We start from the raw sequence: 15,943 nt of genomic DNA, 5'->3' as shown, positions 1-15,943 counted from the left end.
GGAAGGCCGCGGCCTGGTGCCGGCATTCCCGCAACGCGTCGAGGTGGGCGGATGAAAAAAGAAGCGGCGTTCGCGCGCGGCCTGCTGCTGGCCGGCCTGGCCCTGGCCCTGGAAGGGTGCAGCCATGTGGCGCTGCTCGACCCCAAGGGGCCGGTGGGCGAGGCCGAGCGCACCATGATCCTCATCGCCTTCGGGCTCATGCTCCTGGTGGTCGTGCCGGTCATCGTCATGGCCGTGTGGTTTCCGCTCAAGTACCGGGAATCCAACACCAAGGCCGCCTACGAGCCCGAGTGGGGCGAGTCGAAAAAAATCGAAACGGTCATGTGGCTGATCCCCCTGGCCATCGTCGTGGCGCTCTCGGCCATCCTGTGGCGCGAGACCCACCGCCTCGACCCCTACAAGCCCCTGGCCGGGGAGGGCGAGCCCGTGGAGGTCGAGGTGGTCAGCCTCGACTGGAAATGGCTCTTCATCTACCCCAGGCTCGGTATCGCCACGGTCAACGACTTCGTCTTTCCGGCCAAGGCGGCCCTGGGGTTTTCCATCACCTCCGACACGGTCATGACCTCCTTTTTCATCCCGCGCCTGGGCAGCCAGATCTACGCCATGGGCGGCATGCGCACGCGCCTGCACCTGCTCGCCTCCGAGGAAGGGGACTATGTCGGCCAGAACCAGCAGTTCAGCGGCGCCGGCTACCCGGACATGGTCTTTCGGGCGAGGGCCGTCTCCCGCCAGGATTTCGAGGCCTGGCTGGCCGAGGTCCGCCAGGCGCCGCGCACCCTCGACGCCGCCGCCTTCGAGGAACTGCGCCGGCCCGGCGTGCCGGACGGCCCGATCCGCTACTCCGCGGTCGCCCCGGGCCTTTTCGACCGCATCCTCAACCAGTACGACCCGTTGACGAAACATGCCGGCCATGGCGCCGCGCCCGCCGCGCCCCATGCGCCGGGCCACGCCGGCCACGCCGACTGAGGCGGCAGGAGGACCGAAAAAATGCTTGGAAAGCTCAGCCTGTCCGTCATCCCCTACCACGACCCCATCGTCATGGGCGCCGTGGTCGGCTCGCTGCTGGCCGGCCTCGGCATCGTCGGCGCCATCACCTATTTCCGCAAATGGCCCTCTCTCTGGGCCGAGTGGCTCACCAGCGTCGATCATAAAAAGATCGGCATCATGTACGTCATCCTGTCGCTGGTCATGCTCCTGCGCGGCTTTGCCGACGCGCTGATGATGCGGGCCCAGCAGGCCATGGCCATGGGCGCCTCCCAGGGCTTTTTGCCGCCGGACCATTTCAACCAGGTCTTTTCCGCCCACGGCACCATCATGATCCTTTTCATGGCCATGCCCTTCCTTTCGGGCCTCATGAACATCGTCGTGCCCCAGCAGATCGGGGCGCGCGACGTGGCCTTCCCCTTTTTAAACGCCCTGAGCCTGTGGCTGGCCGTGGCCGGGGCGCTGCTGGTCATGGTCTCCCTTGGCGTGGGCGAATTCTCCAAGGCCGGCTGGTCGGGCTACACCCCCCTGACCGAACTGGCCTACAGCCCGGATTCCGGCGTGGACTACTGGATCTGGTCCATCCAGATATCCGGCCTGGGCACGCTTTTGACCGGCATCAACTTCCTGGTGACCATCCTCAGAATGCGCGCCCCGGGCATGACGCTGATGCGCATGCCCCTTTTCACCTGGACCATCCTTTTCACCTGCGTGCTCATCGTCTTCGCCTTCCCCATGCTCACCGCCGCCCTGGCCATGCTGACCCTGGACCGCTACCTGGGCCTGCACTTTTTCACCAACGACCTGGGCGGCAACACGATGATGTACGTGAACCTCTTCTGGACCTGGGGCCATCCCGAGGTCTACATCGTCATCCTGCCGGCCTTCGGCATCTATTCCGAGGTGGTGGCCACCTTTTGCCGCAAGAAGCTTTTCGGCTACGATTCCCTGGTCTACGCCACGGCGGCCATCATGTTCCTGTCGTTCGCCGTCTGGGCCCACCACTTCTTCACCATGGGCACCAGCGCCAACGTCAACGTCTTTTTCGGCATCTCCACCATGCTCATCGCCATCCCCACCGGGGTCAAGGTCTTCAACTGGCTTTTCACCATGTACCGGGGCCGGGTGCGGCTGGCCACGCCCATGCTGTGGACCATCGGCTTTCTGACCACCTTCGTCCTCGGCGGCCTGACCGGCGTGTTGATGTCCATGCCGCCGGCCGACTACGTCATCCACAACAGCCTCTTCCTCGTCGCCCACTTCCACAACACGCTCATCCCGGGCACGCTGTTCGGCTTCATGGCCGGGTTCGTCTACTGGTTCCCAAAGGCCACGGGCTTCAAGCTGGACGAAACCTGGGGCCGGCGGTCCTTCTGGTGCTGGCTGGTGGGCTTCTACCTGGCCTTTGCCCCCCTCTACATGCTGGGATTCATGGGCATGCCCCGGCGCATGCAGCACTACGACAACCCGGCCTGGCAGCCCTTCCTCATCGTCGCCGCCCTGGGCACGCTGGTCATCATGGCCGGCATCGGCTGTCTGCTGGTCCAGCTCGCCGTGACCTTCCTTCGGCGCGAGGCCCTGCGCGACACCACCGGCGACCCCTGGGACGGCCGCACCCTGGAATGGGCCACGTCCTCGCCGCCGGCCGTGTACAACTTCGCCGTCATCCCCGAGGTGCGCGACCGCGACGCCTTCTGGGACATGAAGCGGCGCGGCCTGGCCCACGCCTGTCCGGACCATTACGACGACATCGAGATGCCCAAAAACGGCTGGCACGGCTTCGTGCTCGGCGTGCTTTCCTTCTTCTTCGGTTTCGCCATGATCTGGCACATCTGGTGGCTGGCCGGGGCGACCTTCGCGGCCATGGTGGCCGTGGTCATCGTGCGGGGCAGCGACGACGACACGATGACCGTCATCCCGGCGGCCGAGGTGGCGCGCATCGAGGCCGCGCGCTGCCGGGGGACGGCCTGATGCGGGCCGCGGGCATGGCGGGATTCGGCGCGGACAAACACGGATGGCAACGCCGCCGGCCCGGGCCGGTGGGGGAATGGCCGATGCCGGGGCGCGACGAGCGCCCGGACCGGAGGTGGCTATGACGGCAAGCGAGGCGGCGGCCCTGGCCGCGCCCGGAAGCGGGGAACACGGCGGCCATGACGCCGAGGCCCTGCGCTCCCTGGGCTTCTGGCTCTACCTGATGAGCGATTTGGTCATTTTTTCGGCCCTTTTCGCCACCTACGTGGTCATGGCCGAAAACTTCGCCGGCGGCCCCACGGCCAAGGAGCTGTTCCACCTGCCGGGCGTGCTGGCCGAAACGCTGTTGCTGCTGACCAGCAGCGCCGTCTACGGCCTGGCCATGATCGCCCTGCACAAGGGCGACGCCAAGGGCGTGCGCCTGGGCCTTGTGGTCACCTTCCTGCTGGGCCTGGGCTTTCTGGTCATGGAACTGCGCGAGTTCGCCCAGATGATCGCCGATGGGGCCACGCCCCAGCGCAGCGGCTTCCTCTCGGCCTTTTTCACCCTGGTCGGCACCCACGGCGCCCACGTGGCCATGGGGCTGTTGTGGATGCTGGTCATGCTGGCCCAGGTTGCGGCCAAGGGCCTGACCGGGCCGGTGGCCGGCCGGCTGCTGCGCCTGGGCATGTTCTGGCACTTCCTCGACATCGTCTGGATCGGCGTGTTCACCGTCGTCTACCTGCTGGGGGTGGTCTGAGATGCACCAAGCACAGCAACAAAACGGAGCCGGAGTCGGCTCGGTGCGGTCCTACGGGGCGGGGTTCGCCCTGTCCATTCTCCTCACCGCCGTCTCCTTCGGCCTGGCCATGACCGGCGCCCTGCCCAAGGGGGCCACCATCGTGTGCCTGTTTACGGCGGCCATCGCCCAGATGCTCGTGCAGTTGCGCTATTTCCTGCACCTCGACCGGTCGTCGGCCATGTACTGGAACGTCATGTCGCTTCTGTTTACCTTTTTTATTATCTTCCTGTTCGTGGGGGGCTCGATCTGGATCATGTACGGCCTGCATTACCGGATGTAGAACGGCACGCCGTGTTCGGGAAGTATCTGCTCGCCACGAAACCGTGGCTCGTGGCCGCCAACGTGCTGTCGGCGGCGGCCGGCTACCTGTTCGCCGCCGGGGGGCGCCTTGAAGCCTGGCCCTTCGCGGCGGCCATGGCCGGCATCACGCTGTTCGTGGCCGCCGGCTGCCTGTGCAACAACCTCATCGACCGCGACCTGGACCGGGCCATGGACCGCACCCGGGGCCGGGTGTTGGCCACGGGCCGCCTGTCCGGCCGCGACGGCCTGCGCTTGGCCCTTGGGCTCATGGCGGCGGGTGCGGCCCTGCTCCTGGCCGGGGCCAACCTGCTGAGCCTTGGTGTCGTGGCCGCCGGATTTGCGGTCTATGTCGGCGTCTACAGCGCCTGGCTCAAGCGCCGTACGCCTTACGCCACGGTGGTGGGCAGCCTGGCCGGTGCGGCGCCGCCCGTGGCCGGGGCCTGCGCGGCCTCGGGCGCCTTCGACGTCCAGGCGATCGTTCTCCTGGCCCTGTTCAGCCTCTGGCAGATTCCCCACTCCTACGCCATTGCCATCTATAGGCTCGACGACTACGCCGCCGCCGGCCTGCCGGTCATGCCCGTGGCCCGGGGCGTGGCCGCGACCAAACGGTTGCTGGCGGGCCACATCCTGGCCTTTGGCCTGGCCACACTTGTGCCGTGGCTGTGCGGCTACGCCGGCCGGGCCTATCTGGCCGTGGCCGTGGCCCTCGGCCTCGGCTGGCTCGGCCTGGCCGCCTGGGGTGGCACCGACCCGGACGACCGGCGCCAGGCCCGGCGGCTGTACCTGTTTTCCATCCTGGTCGTGTGCGGCCTAAGCGTCATGCTGGCCGCCGACGCCGTCCCGCGCGTCGAGCCGTAACGGGGCGCACGGACCGCGACGCGGCGGGACGGCGCCGCACGGCAACGACGTCGGCCTGTCGCCGGGAAACCGGGAAGCGGGTTTGCCAGGCTAGTCCGCCGTGCCCCGCAGGGCCTCGGCCCCGAAAACCTCCTCCATGACCTCCAGGGCGAAGCGGGCCGAGACCGTGGCCGGGCCGCCGCCCATCTCGATGCCCACTTCCACCGCCTCCAGGACTTCGCGGACGCCGGCCCCGGCGGCGGCCGCCTGCTCGATGTGCCACTGCATGCAGGAGCGGCAGTCGATGACCACGGAAATGCCCACGGCGATGAGTTCCTTGGCCATTTTGGGCAGGGCGCCGTCGGCGTAGGCGGCTTTTTCCATGTCCAGGAAGGCGGCGTAGACCGGGGAGCGCAGGTCGAGCAGGCGTTTGTGGGCCTTTTTGCGGTCCCGGGACAGCTGGGCGAGCGTTTCGTTCATGGCGTGCCTCGCGGGTGTTTGGCGGCACGAAACGGTCGGGCCGCCGATATCTGGTATGGCGGCAACATAGCCCGCAACAGCCCGGCTGGACAAACGAATTGCTTTGAATGGTGTGTTCGGGAAAAGCGAACGGCGGCCGGCGGCGCCTGTCGCACCGCCGGCCGTCGTGGGGAGGATGTCTGCTCGGGCCGCTCAGACGATGGTCGGCAGGAAGCCGGCGGCGCGCAGCGCGTCCACGATGGAGTGGGCGTGTTCGCGTTCCCGGGTCTCGAAGGTGATCTCGATGCTGGCCTCCTTGGCCGGCAGGGCCAGCAGGGTGCGGTGGTGCTGGATCTCGATGATGTTGGCCCCGAGGTCGCGCAGCACGGCGGTGACCTTGGCCAGGCCGCCCGGGCGGTCGCTTAGGGGGATGCGCAGCGTCACGATGCGCCCCTCGCGGATGAGCTGGCGGGTGATGACCTGGGCCAGCAGGCGCGGGTCGATGTTGCCGCCGCTTAAAATGAGCCCGACCTTGCGGTTGCGGAATTTGCCCGGCCGGGCGAGCAAGGCGGCCAGGGGCGCCGCCCCGGCCCCCTCGGCCACGGTCTTTTCCACGAACAGGTACAGGGCCACGGCCTCTTCGAGCTGGGACTCCTCGACCAGCAGCACGTCGTCCACCCGGGCCCGGATGACCTCGGTGGTGAGCTTTCCCGGATACTTGACGGCGATGCCCTCGGCGATGGTGTTGCCGCCGCCCTGGAGCGGCTCGCCGCGAAGCGCGCACAGCATGGACGGGTAGCAGGCGGCCTGTACGCCCACGACCTCGATGCCGGGCCGCACGCCCTTGGCCGCCGTGGCCACGCCGGAAATGAGCCCGCCGCCGCCTATGGGCACCACGATGGCCTCGAGGTCCGGCGCTTCCTCGAGCATCTCCAGGGCCACCGTGCCTTGGCCGGCCATGACTTCCGGGTCGTCGAAGGGGTGGATGAAGACCAGCCCGCGCTCTTCGGTCAGGCGCAGGGCCTCGGCCGTGGCCTCGGCCAGGGTTTCGCCGGCCAGCACCACCGTGGCGCCGTGGGCCCGGGTGTGCTCCACCTTCACCGTGGGGGTGGCGGCCGGCATGACGATGGTGGCCGGGATGCCGAGTTTTTTGGCGTGGTAGGCCACGCCCTGGGCATGGTTGCCGGCGGACATGGCGGCCACGCCCCGGGCGCGCTGGTCGGCGTCGAGGGTGAGCAGCTTGTTTAAGGCGCCGCGTTCCTTGAACGAGGCCGTGAACTGGTGGTTCTCGAACTTGACCAGCACCTGCGCCCCGGTCATCTCGGAGAGCACGTGGGAAGGCAGAAACGGCGTGGGGCGCAGCCGGGGGGAGAGCCTGACGGCGGCCGTACGGACATCGTCGAGGGTGATCATGGGAGGCTTCCTTGTTGAGGGGAAAACTTCAGGGCAGGGGCTCGAAACGTCCCTTGTCGCGGTTCTTGCGCACGCTCCCGGCCGGAAACACGCGGCCGTTCATGGCGATATAGACCCCGGCAGGCAAGGACTGGACCGCGCCCACGGCGCAGCCGACGTTGAAGGTGGCGTCCGAGGCGGCGAAGCGGGCCGGGCTCATGGCACCGGTGAGCACGATGGTCTTGTCCGCAATGCCCGCCAGCACCCGGGCGGTTTCGGTCATGGTGTCCGTGCCGTGGGTGATGAGCACGTGGCGCCTGGGATCGGCCGCGACACGCTCCCGCAACGCTTCCCGCTCGGCGTCGGTCACGTACAGGCTGTCCTTGCGGGCGACCTCCATGACTTCGTAGTCGATGTCCACGTTGGCCCCGGCCAGGATGGCCGCGACTTGCGGCTCGCCCACGGTATAATCGGACAGGTCGTCGAAATAGACCTTGTCGATGGTCCCGCCCATGGAAAAAACGGCTAATTGCATGGAATGCATGGAAGAGTGCCTCCGGCGGCCGGGGGGGATAATCCCCCCCGGACCCCCTTGACGGGGGTGGCGCGGTGGTGGCGGCTGCAAAGCCAGCCGCCACCACCGCGCCACCCCAACAAAGGGTTCCAGAATGTTCTTAACATGCGGCGCTTCGCCGCTGGCGCCCTTGGTGGCGGAAATGGGGGCAACGTGCTGGCCGGCTTTGCGGCCTGCGGGTTGCCCCCATTTCCGCCACCAACCGGCCGACGCCTCGCCGCCCGACGTTGTCGCAGGGTCGCCACTCGCCCCGTCGAGGGGGTCCGGGGGGCATCATGCCCCCCGGCCGCCGGAGGCATCTTCTCTTCTCTTCTCTCCTCGCCCCTCGCTACCCGCCCAGATAGGCCGCGCGCACGCGTTCGTCGGCGGCCAGTTCCTCGCCCGTGCCGGACAGGGTCACGAGGCCGGTTTCGAGCACGTAGGCGTGGTGGGCGACTTTCAGGGCGGCGTGGGCGTTTTGCTCGACGAGCAGCACGGTCATGCCCCGGTCGTTGATTTCGCGGATGATGTCGAAGACCTCGCGCACGAGCAGGGGGGCGAGGCCCAGGCTCGGCTCGTCGAGCATGACCAGGGCGGGCGAGCTCATGAGCGCCCGGCCCACGGCCAGCATCTGCTGTTCGCCGCCGGACAGCGTGCCGCCTTTCTGGTTGCGCCGTTCGCTTAAGCGCGGGAACAGGTCGAAGACCCAGCCCATGTCCTTGGCGATGCCGTCCTTGTCGTTGCGGCTGTAGGCGCCGAGTTCCAGGTTTTCGAGCACGGTCAGGTGGGGGAAGATGCGCCGGCCCTCGGGGGACATGACGATGCCGGCCTTGACGATGGAGACCGGGTCGCTGTGGGTGATGTCCTTGCCGTCCCAGGTGATGGTGCCCTTGCGGTTCTTGCACAGGCCGGCGATGGCCCGCAGGGTGCTGGACTTGCCGGCGCCGTTGGCGCCGATGAGCGTGACGATCTGGCCGGTGGGCACGTCGAGGGAGATGCCCTTGACGGCCTTGATGCCGCCGTAGCTGACGTGGAGGTCGCGGATACTAAGCATGGGCTTGCTCCTCGCCGAGGTAGGCCGTGATGACCTTGGGGTCGGACCGGATGGCCTCGGGCGGGCCGATGGCGATGGTCTGGCCGTAGTCCAGGACGTAGAGGCTTTCGCAGATGCCCATGACCACCTTCATGTCGTGTTCGATCAGCAGGATGGTCAGCCCGAAGGTGTCGCGGATGGCGCGGATAAACCCCATGAGGTCCTCGGATTCCTGGGGGTTCATGCCGGCGGCCGGCTCGTCGAGGAGCAGGAACTTCGGCTCGGTGGCCAGGGCCCGGGCGATTTCCAGGCGGCGCTGGGCGCCGTAGGGGAGGCTGGCGGCCTTTTCCCCGGCCAGGTCGGCCAGGCCCACCGTGTCCAGGAGTTCCAGGCAGCGGGCGCGGATTTCCCTGTCCTCGCGCCGGGAGGCCGGGGTGAAGACCAGGGTTTGCAGCCAGCTGGTCTTCTGGCGCAGGTGGCGGCCGATCATGACGTTTTCGAGCACGGTTTCGTTGGTGAACAGGCGGATGTTCTGGAAGGTGCGGGCGATGCCGGCTCGGCAGAGCTTGTGCGGGGGACGGCCCTCGACGTTTTCGCCGCCGAAGACCACCTGGCCCGAGGTCGGCTTGTAAAAGCCGGTGATCATGTTGAAGCAGGTGGTCTTGCCGGCGCCGTTGGGGCCGATGAGCCCGGTGATGCTGCCCCTGGGGAAGGCGGCCGAGAAGTCGGACACGGCCAGCAGCCCGCCGAAGCGCATGGTCAGGTCGCGGGCCTCGAGGATGATAGCGTCGTTTGGCATCAGGCCTTCTCCCGGGTGAAGAAACCGGCGACGGTGCGCCAGGACAGTTCGCGCGTGCCCATGAGGCCTTCGCGGCGAAAGAGGATGATGACGATCAGCGCCAGGGAAAAGACCACCATGCGCATGCCCGGGATGCCCGGCAGGGAAAAGCCCAGGATGTCCACCGGGTTTTCCACGATGCGCAGCCATTCGAGCAGCACGGTGATGCCGATGCCGGCCAGGACCGAGCCGGTCATGGAGCCCAGGCCCCCGGCGACCACGATCATGAGCACGTTGAAGGTCAGCGTGAACAGGAACATCTTCGGGTCGATGGTGGTGAGCAGGCTTGCCAGGAGCGCCCCGCCTACGCCGGCGAAAAACGAACCCACGGTGAAGGAGACGAGCTTGTAGCGGAAGACGTCCACGCCCATGGCCTTGGCCGCGATCTCGTTGTCGCGGATGGCCTTGAGCACGTTGCCGGTGTTGCTTTGCAGCAGGCGCACCAGGACGTAGAGGGTGAGCAAGGCCCAGCCGTAGTTCCACCACAGGTTGGCGAAGGCCGGGATGCCCTTGAAGCCCAGGGCGCCGTTGGTCAGGCGGGGGATGTTGTTGGCCACCACCCGGATGATCTCGGCAAAGCCCAGGGTGGCGATGCCGAGGTAGTCGTCGCCCAGGCGCAAAAGGGGAATGCCGACCAGGGCGCCGAACAGCGCGGCCACGGCCCCGCCGGCCAGCACGGCCACGAAAAACGGGGCATGGGCGGCGGCCACCCAGTCATAGGCCGGCTGGAGCAGAAAGAGCATATCCTTTTGGTCCGGGGTCATGATCAGGATGGAGCAGACATAGGCGCCGATGGCCATGAAACCGGCGTGGCCGAGGCTAAAAAGGCCGGTGAAGCCGTAGATGAGGTTGAGCGACAGGGCCAGGATGATGTTGATGGCGATGAGGTTTAAAATCTGGATCTGGTAGCCGTCGCAATACGTGTCGGCCAGGTAGAGCAGTGCCCCGAGCACGGCGATGGCCAGGCAGTTGAGGGGGATGGTGCGGCCGCGCATCAGACTTTATCCTCCGGTCGTTCGCCAAGCAGTCCGGTGGGTTTGACCATCAGGACGAGGATGAGCAGGACGAAGGCGAAGGCGTCCCGATACCCGGCCAGATCCGGGAAAAAGGCCACGGTCATGATCTCGATGAAGCCCAGGGCGAGGCCGCCGATGACCGCGCCCTGGATGGAGCCGATGCCGCCGAAGACGGCGGCGATGAAAGCCTTGAACCCGGGGATGGTCCCCATGATGGGCTGGAGCTGCGGGTAGCGCAGGGCCCACATGATGCCGCTGGCCGCGGCCAGGGCCGAGCCGATGCCGAAGGTGATGGCGATGACCCGGTTGACGGGCACGCCCATGAGGTAGCTCGTCTCGATGTCCTTGCTGATGGCCCGCATGCCAAGGCCCGTCTTGGTGCGGTAGACGACGTAGACCAGGCCGAGCATGAGCGCCAGGGAGAGCAGCGGCACGAACAGCGTCAGCGGCAGCACGCGCACCCCGCCCATGAGGATGGGGTCTTCCAGCCAGGAGGGGCGGTAGACCTCGCGGGGGATGGCCTGGAAAAAGACGATGGCCACGTTTTGCAGGAAAAAGGAGACGCCGATGGAGCTTATAAGTGCCGAGATGCGCGGGGCGTCGCGCAGGGGGCGGTAGGCGACCTGGTCGACCAGCACGCCCAGGCTGGCCGTGACCAGGATGGCCAGGACCATGGCCACGGGCCAGGGCAGGTGGACCAGGGTGATGCCCCAGAAGACGAAGTAGGCCCCGAGCATGAAAATTTCGCTGTGGGCGAAGTTGATCAGGCGCAGGATGCCGTAGACCATGGTGTAGCCGATGGCCACCAGGGCGTAGAGGCTGCCGAGCGTCAGGCTGTTCAAGACATTCTGGATGAACGTGGCCAGATTCATGGGAAGTCCTTGTGGCGTGTTGCCGCCCCGGTGGGGCCGGGCGCGCGGCCGTGGCCGGCCGGGCCGCCCACGTGGGCGGCCCGGCTGGCGGGTACGGCTGGCGGCCTAGAGTTCGGGGACGATCTCGCCTTCGTAGATCTTCTTGCCGTCCTTGATCACGACCAGGCCCACGGGCTTTTCGGCGTCGTGGGTGGCGTTGATGGTGGTGGCGCCGGTTGCGCCCTCGAAGCCCTTGGTCTCGGCCAGGGCCTTGGTGATGGCTTCGGGGTCGGCCTTGCCGGCGCGCTTTATCGCGTCGAGGATGATCATGTAGGCGTCGTAGCCGAGCGCCGCGTTCACGTTGGGCTCCTTGCCCGGGTACTGGGCCTTCCAGCCGTCGGTGAACTTTTTCGCCATGGCGCTCATGTTCTTCATGGACGGGTCATAGGGGAAGGTGGTGTGGGTAAATCCCTCGACCGCCTTGCCGCCGATGTCGGTGATCTTGGGGTTGTCCATGGCGTCGCCGCCCATGATCTTGAAGGTGGCGCCCAGTTCGGCGGCCTGCTTCATGATGATGGCGCCCTCGGCGAAGTAGGAGGGGATGAAAAGGACGTCGGGCTTTTCGGAAATGATCTTGGTCAGCTGGGCGGTGAAGTCCTGGTCGCCGGACTGATAGTTGAGGGTGGAGACGACCTGGCCGCCGAGCTTGGTGAAGGAGCGCTCGAAGAACTTGGCCAGGCCCACGGAGTAGTCGTTGGCCACGTCCACGAGCAGGGCGGCCTTTTTGAGGCCCAGGGTCTTGTAGGCGTAGGTGGCGGCGCCGGCGCCCTGGTAGGGGTCGATGAAGCAGACGCGGAAGATGTACTTCTTGCCCTGGGTGACCAGCGGGTTGGTGCAGCTGGTGCCGACCTGGGGAATGTGGGCCTTTTCCGAGACCTCGCCGCCGGCCATGGCCAGGGACGAGCCGTAGGTGCCGATGATGGCCTGGACTTTCTCCTTCTCGATCAGGCGCTGCACGGCGTTGGCCGCCTCGACCTTGTCGGATTTGTTGTCCACCACGAACAGCTCGACTTTCTTGCCGAGGATGGTGCCCACTTCCTTGTGGGCCATCTGCACGCCCTCGAGTTCGAGCTGGCCGCCGAAGGCGTTCTGGCCGGTCAGCGGCAGGAACACGCCGATCTTGACGGTGTCGTCGGCGGCGAAGGCCAGGTTGGCCAGGCCCACGACCAGGGCGAGGCTCAGCAGAAGCAATTTGCGCATGACACTCCCTCCACGTTGATGTTGGTTCCCGATGGTTCCCAAGCCTTTTCGCTCACAGCGAGACCACGGCCGACACTTTCTTGGCCAGTTCCACCAGATAGCCGGAGAACCGGTCCTCGAAGGCTTTCATGGAATAGTTGGCCGTGGACGAGTCGAAGCTGACGGCCCCGACCACGGCGCTTGTGCGCAGGGAAAAAAGCGGCGCGCCGATGGCGATGAGCCCCGGCAGCGATTCCTCGTTGTTGCGGGCAAACCCCAGCTCCCGGGCCTGGGCCAGTTCGGCCAGCAGCGCCTCGGGCTCGGTGATGGTCCGGGCGGTCTTGGGCGTAAGCTCCAGCCGGCCGACCAGTTCGGCCAGTTCCGCCGGGTCCAGGAAGGCCATGGCCGCCTTGCCGGCGGCCAGGTAATGCAGGGCCGAGGCGTAGCTGAAGGACCGGAAGGCCCGGGTGTCCTGGGAATCGTGGCGGTAGATGAGATAGATGGCGTCGCCGGACAGGATGCCCACGTCCACGTGCAGGCCGTGGCGGGCGGCGGCTTCGTCCACCAGCGGCTTGACCAGGCCGACCAGTTCGCTGTGCTCCACGATGGCCTGGGACAGGGCCAGGCTGCGCACGCCCAGGTGGTAGAGCCCCGAGCGGGGGGAGCGGTGCAGGTAGCCCTGGTCGCACAGCATGCTGACATACCTGTGGGCCGAGGTCTTGCTGATGCCCACCCGGTCGGCGATTTCCCGCAGCGTGTAGCCGCAGTCCTCGACGCCGAGCAGATCCAGGATGGCCAGCCCCTTGGACATGGATTCGGAAATTTTGCCTTTTTTGTCCATTAATCCATCCTGGCCGCCGGTATTTCGCAACGGCCGTTCCGTAAATCGGAACGATGGGTCCGCTTCCCGCGCTGATACCCCTGGTTACGGCCCGTGTCAAAGCCCTTTTTCACCCCCGGCCGAAGCTTTCCTGCCGGACGCAGGTCGGCGCGGGCACAAGGCTTGGGCCGCGCCCGGAGATGCTGCTGGCCGGGGGCGCGCCTGTAGCGGGCGGGGCGCGAAGCCGATGGGAAAAGAGTGTTTTGCGTATTGTCGCGATCAGGATATGAAATGGCGAGGCGGCGGGTAGGCTCGATTTGCATGCGGCGTCCCCGGTTCCGGCTTGACCTTGGCCGCAAAGGACTGCAACAACGGCACGCAACCGAAGATGCGGGTGGGAACGGTTCGCCGGCCGGGCCGTGGCGATGCCCTGTCGGCACCGTTTGGGTCGCGGGCGCCACGCGGCTTGGCCGGACCGGGACGCTGCGCCCGGTGAGGGGGGATGCCTGGCCTGCGGGCGATACGGGCCTGGTCGCGGACGATCCCGCCGGGCGAGGGGAGATGGGCGATTTGAAGCGGAACAACGCCGGCTGGTGGCTGGGGGCGGGGGCCTGGGGCGGCTGGGCCGGGCTTGCGGGGGCACTCCTTTTCGGTTGCGCCGTTTTCCTCCTTTTATCCCACAAGGACTACTCCATCAGCGGCCAATGGGCCGCGATTTTTTCCTTGGCCCTTGTCGGCGGCGCCTGGGCGGCGCTTGGCCGGCGCGGCCGTGACGGGCTGTTTTTCTGGCTCGGCCTGGCCGGCGCCCTGGCGGCCGTGGCCGTCATCTGCCTGCCTCTGACCCGGGCGAGCTGGGCCGTGGCCGACGACTACATCATCCCCATGATGCTCGGCGATTCCGGCCACATGACCTTTCAGGAGTTCCTGGCCCATTGCCGCAAGGTGGATTCGCTCAGTGTCGTGGTCGGCAACACCTCGGGCCGGTTCCAGCCGTTTTTCGTGCTGTCCTACGCCGTCAACGCCTTCCTTTGGGGCAATGCCATCGAGCTGTGGTACGTCCTGTACGGCCTGCTGTTCCTGGCCGCCGTGGTGCTTGCCTTTCTCAGCCTGCGGCAGTTTTTCGACGGGGTCACGGCCGTGTTGTCGGGCTGCCTCGTGCTGACCGTGCTGCAATGGCATTGGCTGTTCCGGGACACCGGGGTGGTGGAGGTCTACGCCCTTTTCTGGCTGACCCTGATGGCCTACCTCCTGGCCCGAAGCTGGAACCGGGAGCGGGTCGGCCTCGGCGCCCTGGGGGGGATTGCGCTGTGCAACCTCTGCCTGCTCGGCACCAAGGAGACGTTCGTCCTGGCCGGGCTGTTGCCGCTTGCCTTCGCCGCCTGCCGGATCCGGCGCGGGGGGGCGGGGCAACGGGGCAGGATGCTGGTTTTCCTGGCCGTGGTCCTTGTCTCGGACCTCTACGTCCTGTGGGGCATCGGGGCCACCCTGGCGGCCAAGGGGGCGGATGTCCACGGCCGGGCCATGGACTGGCGGGCGTTTTTCGACGACATCCATCTGGACGTGCGGACCTTTGCCGCGCTGGCCGGCCTCCAATGGTATGTCGCGGCCGCGGCCGGGCTTTTGGGCCTCAATGCCTGGATCGGCGCGGCAGGGGGCCTGGGCCGGCCGGCTGGAAACAAATCCCTGGGTTTTTGCGCCATGGCGGCCTTTGTTTTCCTGTTTGGCCTGTCCCAGTTCGTCTTTTACGACGGCCAGGTCGGCAACCAGCATTACGCCGTTCCCTTTTCCATGATCCCGGCCATGCTGTGGCTTGTCCTGGGCTGGTTCGCCCTGGCCACGGCGGCGCGTCTGCCCTGGCTGGGCCCGGCGCGTGCGGCGCGGCTGGCCGTGGCCCTCGCCTGCGCCTATTGCTTCGTGGTCACGCCGTCGTTTTCCAGGGATCTGGTGCGCATCCTCGTGGACACCAACCGGGGCTACCAGGGGCGGCTGGCCGGAATCGCCGCGCGCCTTGCGGCCGAACCCGGCCGGCCGCTGCTGCTCGTGGCCGGGGCGGGGGAAAACGACGAACTCGTGGTCAGCCCGGCGGTCTACCTCAAAAAGGTGTTTCATGTGCCCAATGCGATCCATGTGGCCGTGACGGCCGCCCCGGGGGCGCCCGAGGCGGGGCCGTCACCGGTGTCGCAACTGGCCCGCAACGGCTACGTGGACAGCATCGCCGCCGGCGAAGCCCCTGGCGGCGCGGCCGGGTTGCGTCTGGGCATCACGTCCGCGCCGCCTGGCGAGGCCGGCAACCTGGGCCAGCTCTTCCCCCTGGCGGCAGCCGACCCGACATTGAAGCTCCATCCGGTCTTCTCCCGCAACATCCGCTGATCCCGCGGGTAGGCGGCCTCTGGCGGCGCCGGGAGGGAATTCCGACCGAAGACCTCGAGGCCGTGTTTATTGAGCCGCTGGCGGGGCTGGCCCCGGGAGAGGCCGGACAGGCGGGCCGCTTCGCTGCTGTTGGCGGCCACGGCCAGCAGGCCTTGCAGGCAGGATTTTTCCGAGGCGTCCTTTCTTGCGACCATCGCTGGGCCGCCCGCCCGGGAAACCGGGCGGGCGTTGTGCATTGTCGAGCCCTTCTCCGTAATACTGGTAACAATCGCAAGTGGGGGAACCATCGCGGCCAACGGCGGCTGGTAACGGCGTTGTCGTGTCGCTATGGCATTGGACTTCTTTCCCATAACGAGGCCAGCAGGCCGGCTCTCGTCGCACTGCATTGACAGCGCCGCCGCTTGCTTGGTACAATAGGCCGATGTTTGTTACGGCGAGGCATCGCTGGCTTTGACACAGGCCGCTCTCCCGTATCGAGGGCAATGACGTCCGGTTCGGA

15 protein-coding genes are annotated in these 15,943 nt (G+C 67.1%); 6 read left to right on the top strand and 9 right to left on the bottom strand.

Annotated elements, in window-relative coordinates:
• Positions 1–51 precede the first annotated feature (51 nt).
• From cyoA to cyoE, 5 genes are all read left to right on the top strand, one after another.
• Positions 52–966, top strand: coding sequence for a ubiquinol oxidase subunit II (gene cyoA / locus ACP59X_RS19605; RefSeq protein WP_428561737.1), 915 nt, complete (start codon positions 52–54; stop codon positions 964–966).
• A gap of 21 nt (positions 967–987) precedes the next feature.
• Positions 988–2,955, top strand: coding sequence for a cytochrome o ubiquinol oxidase subunit I (gene cyoB / locus ACP59X_RS19600; protein WP_428561735.1), 1,968 nt, complete (start codon positions 988–990; stop codon positions 2,953–2,955).
• A 121-nt stretch (positions 2,956–3,076) separates the two neighbouring features.
• A complete protein-coding gene (gene cyoC / locus ACP59X_RS19595) occupies positions 3,077–3,694 on the top strand; it encodes a cytochrome o ubiquinol oxidase subunit III (RefSeq protein ID WP_428561733.1) in 618 nt (205 codons plus the stop codon).
• A gap of 1 nt (position 3,695) precedes the next feature.
• A complete protein-coding gene (cyoD, locus tag ACP59X_RS19590) occupies positions 3,696–4,016 on the top strand; it encodes a cytochrome o ubiquinol oxidase subunit IV (RefSeq protein WP_428561731.1) in 321 nt (106 codons plus the stop codon).
• A gap of 11 nt (positions 4,017–4,027) precedes the next feature.
• Positions 4,028–4,894 carry a heme o synthase gene (gene cyoE, locus ACP59X_RS19585; RefSeq protein WP_428561729.1) on the top strand — a complete coding sequence of 289 codons (867 nt, stop codon included), beginning with the start codon at positions 4,028–4,030 and terminating at the stop codon, positions 4,892–4,894.
• A 90-nt stretch (positions 4,895–4,984) separates the two neighbouring features.
• Here cyoE and ACP59X_RS19580 read toward each other — a convergent pair whose 3' ends face one another.
• The 9 genes from ACP59X_RS19580 to ACP59X_RS19540 form a co-directional block, all read right to left on the bottom strand.
• On the bottom strand, positions 4,985–5,353 hold the full coding sequence (locus tag ACP59X_RS19580; RefSeq protein WP_428561727.1) for a carboxymuconolactone decarboxylase family protein: 369 nt from the start codon (positions 5,351–5,353) through the stop codon (positions 4,985–4,987).
• A gap of 192 nt (positions 5,354–5,545) precedes the next feature.
• Positions 5,546–6,745 (bottom strand): threonine ammonia-lyase, encoded by a 1,200-nt coding sequence (locus ACP59X_RS19575; protein WP_428561725.1) that lies wholly within the window; start codon positions 6,743–6,745, stop codon positions 5,546–5,548.
• A gap of 28 nt (positions 6,746–6,773) precedes the next feature.
• On the bottom strand, positions 6,774–7,268 hold the full coding sequence (locus ACP59X_RS19570) for an asparaginase domain-containing protein (RefSeq protein WP_428561723.1): 495 nt from the start codon (positions 7,266–7,268) through the stop codon (positions 6,774–6,776).
• A gap of 358 nt (positions 7,269–7,626) precedes the next feature.
• Positions 7,627–8,331 carry an ABC transporter ATP-binding protein gene (locus ACP59X_RS19565; RefSeq protein WP_428561721.1) on the bottom strand — a complete coding sequence of 235 codons (705 nt, stop codon included), beginning with the start codon at positions 8,329–8,331 and terminating at the stop codon, positions 7,627–7,629.
• Positions 8,324–9,109, bottom strand: coding sequence for an ABC transporter ATP-binding protein (locus ACP59X_RS19560; RefSeq protein ID WP_428561719.1), 786 nt, complete (start codon positions 9,107–9,109; stop codon positions 8,324–8,326). The genes ACP59X_RS19565 and ACP59X_RS19560 overlap by 8 nt, the downstream gene beginning before the upstream one ends.
• Positions 9,109–10,146, bottom strand: a complete 1,038-nt coding sequence (locus ACP59X_RS19555; protein ID WP_428569974.1) for a branched-chain amino acid ABC transporter permease — start codon at positions 10,144–10,146, stop codon at positions 9,109–9,111. Before ACP59X_RS19555 ends, ACP59X_RS19560 begins: the two co-directional genes overlap by 1 nt.
• Positions 10,143–11,036: a branched-chain amino acid ABC transporter permease gene (locus ACP59X_RS19550; RefSeq protein WP_428561717.1), complete on the bottom strand. Its 894-nt coding sequence runs from the start codon at positions 11,034–11,036 to the stop codon at positions 10,143–10,145. Before ACP59X_RS19550 ends, ACP59X_RS19555 begins: the two co-directional genes overlap by 4 nt.
• Positions 11,037–11,141: 105 nt before the next feature.
• Positions 11,142–12,275, bottom strand: a complete 1,134-nt coding sequence (locus tag ACP59X_RS19545) for an ABC transporter substrate-binding protein (RefSeq protein ID WP_428561715.1) — start codon at positions 12,273–12,275, stop codon at positions 11,142–11,144.
• A 52-nt stretch (positions 12,276–12,327) separates the two neighbouring features.
• Positions 12,328–13,095: an IclR family transcriptional regulator gene (locus ACP59X_RS19540; protein WP_428561713.1), complete on the bottom strand. Its 768-nt coding sequence runs from the start codon at positions 13,093–13,095 to the stop codon at positions 12,328–12,330.
• 549 nt (positions 13,096–13,644) lie between these two features.
• Here ACP59X_RS19540 and ACP59X_RS19535 point away from each other — a divergent pair.
• Entirely contained in the window at positions 13,645–15,444 is a 1,800-nt protein-coding gene (locus ACP59X_RS19535) for a hypothetical protein (RefSeq protein ID WP_428561711.1), read from the top strand.
• Positions 15,445–15,943: the final 499 nt, after the last annotated feature.

This window comes from Solidesulfovibrio sp. DCME (genome assembly GCF_049995385.1).
In the GTDB taxonomy this organism is placed as follows: Bacteria; Desulfobacterota; Desulfovibrionia; order Desulfovibrionales; family Desulfovibrionaceae; genus Solidesulfovibrio.
This window is presented reverse-complemented; position numbering and strand designations above follow the sequence as displayed.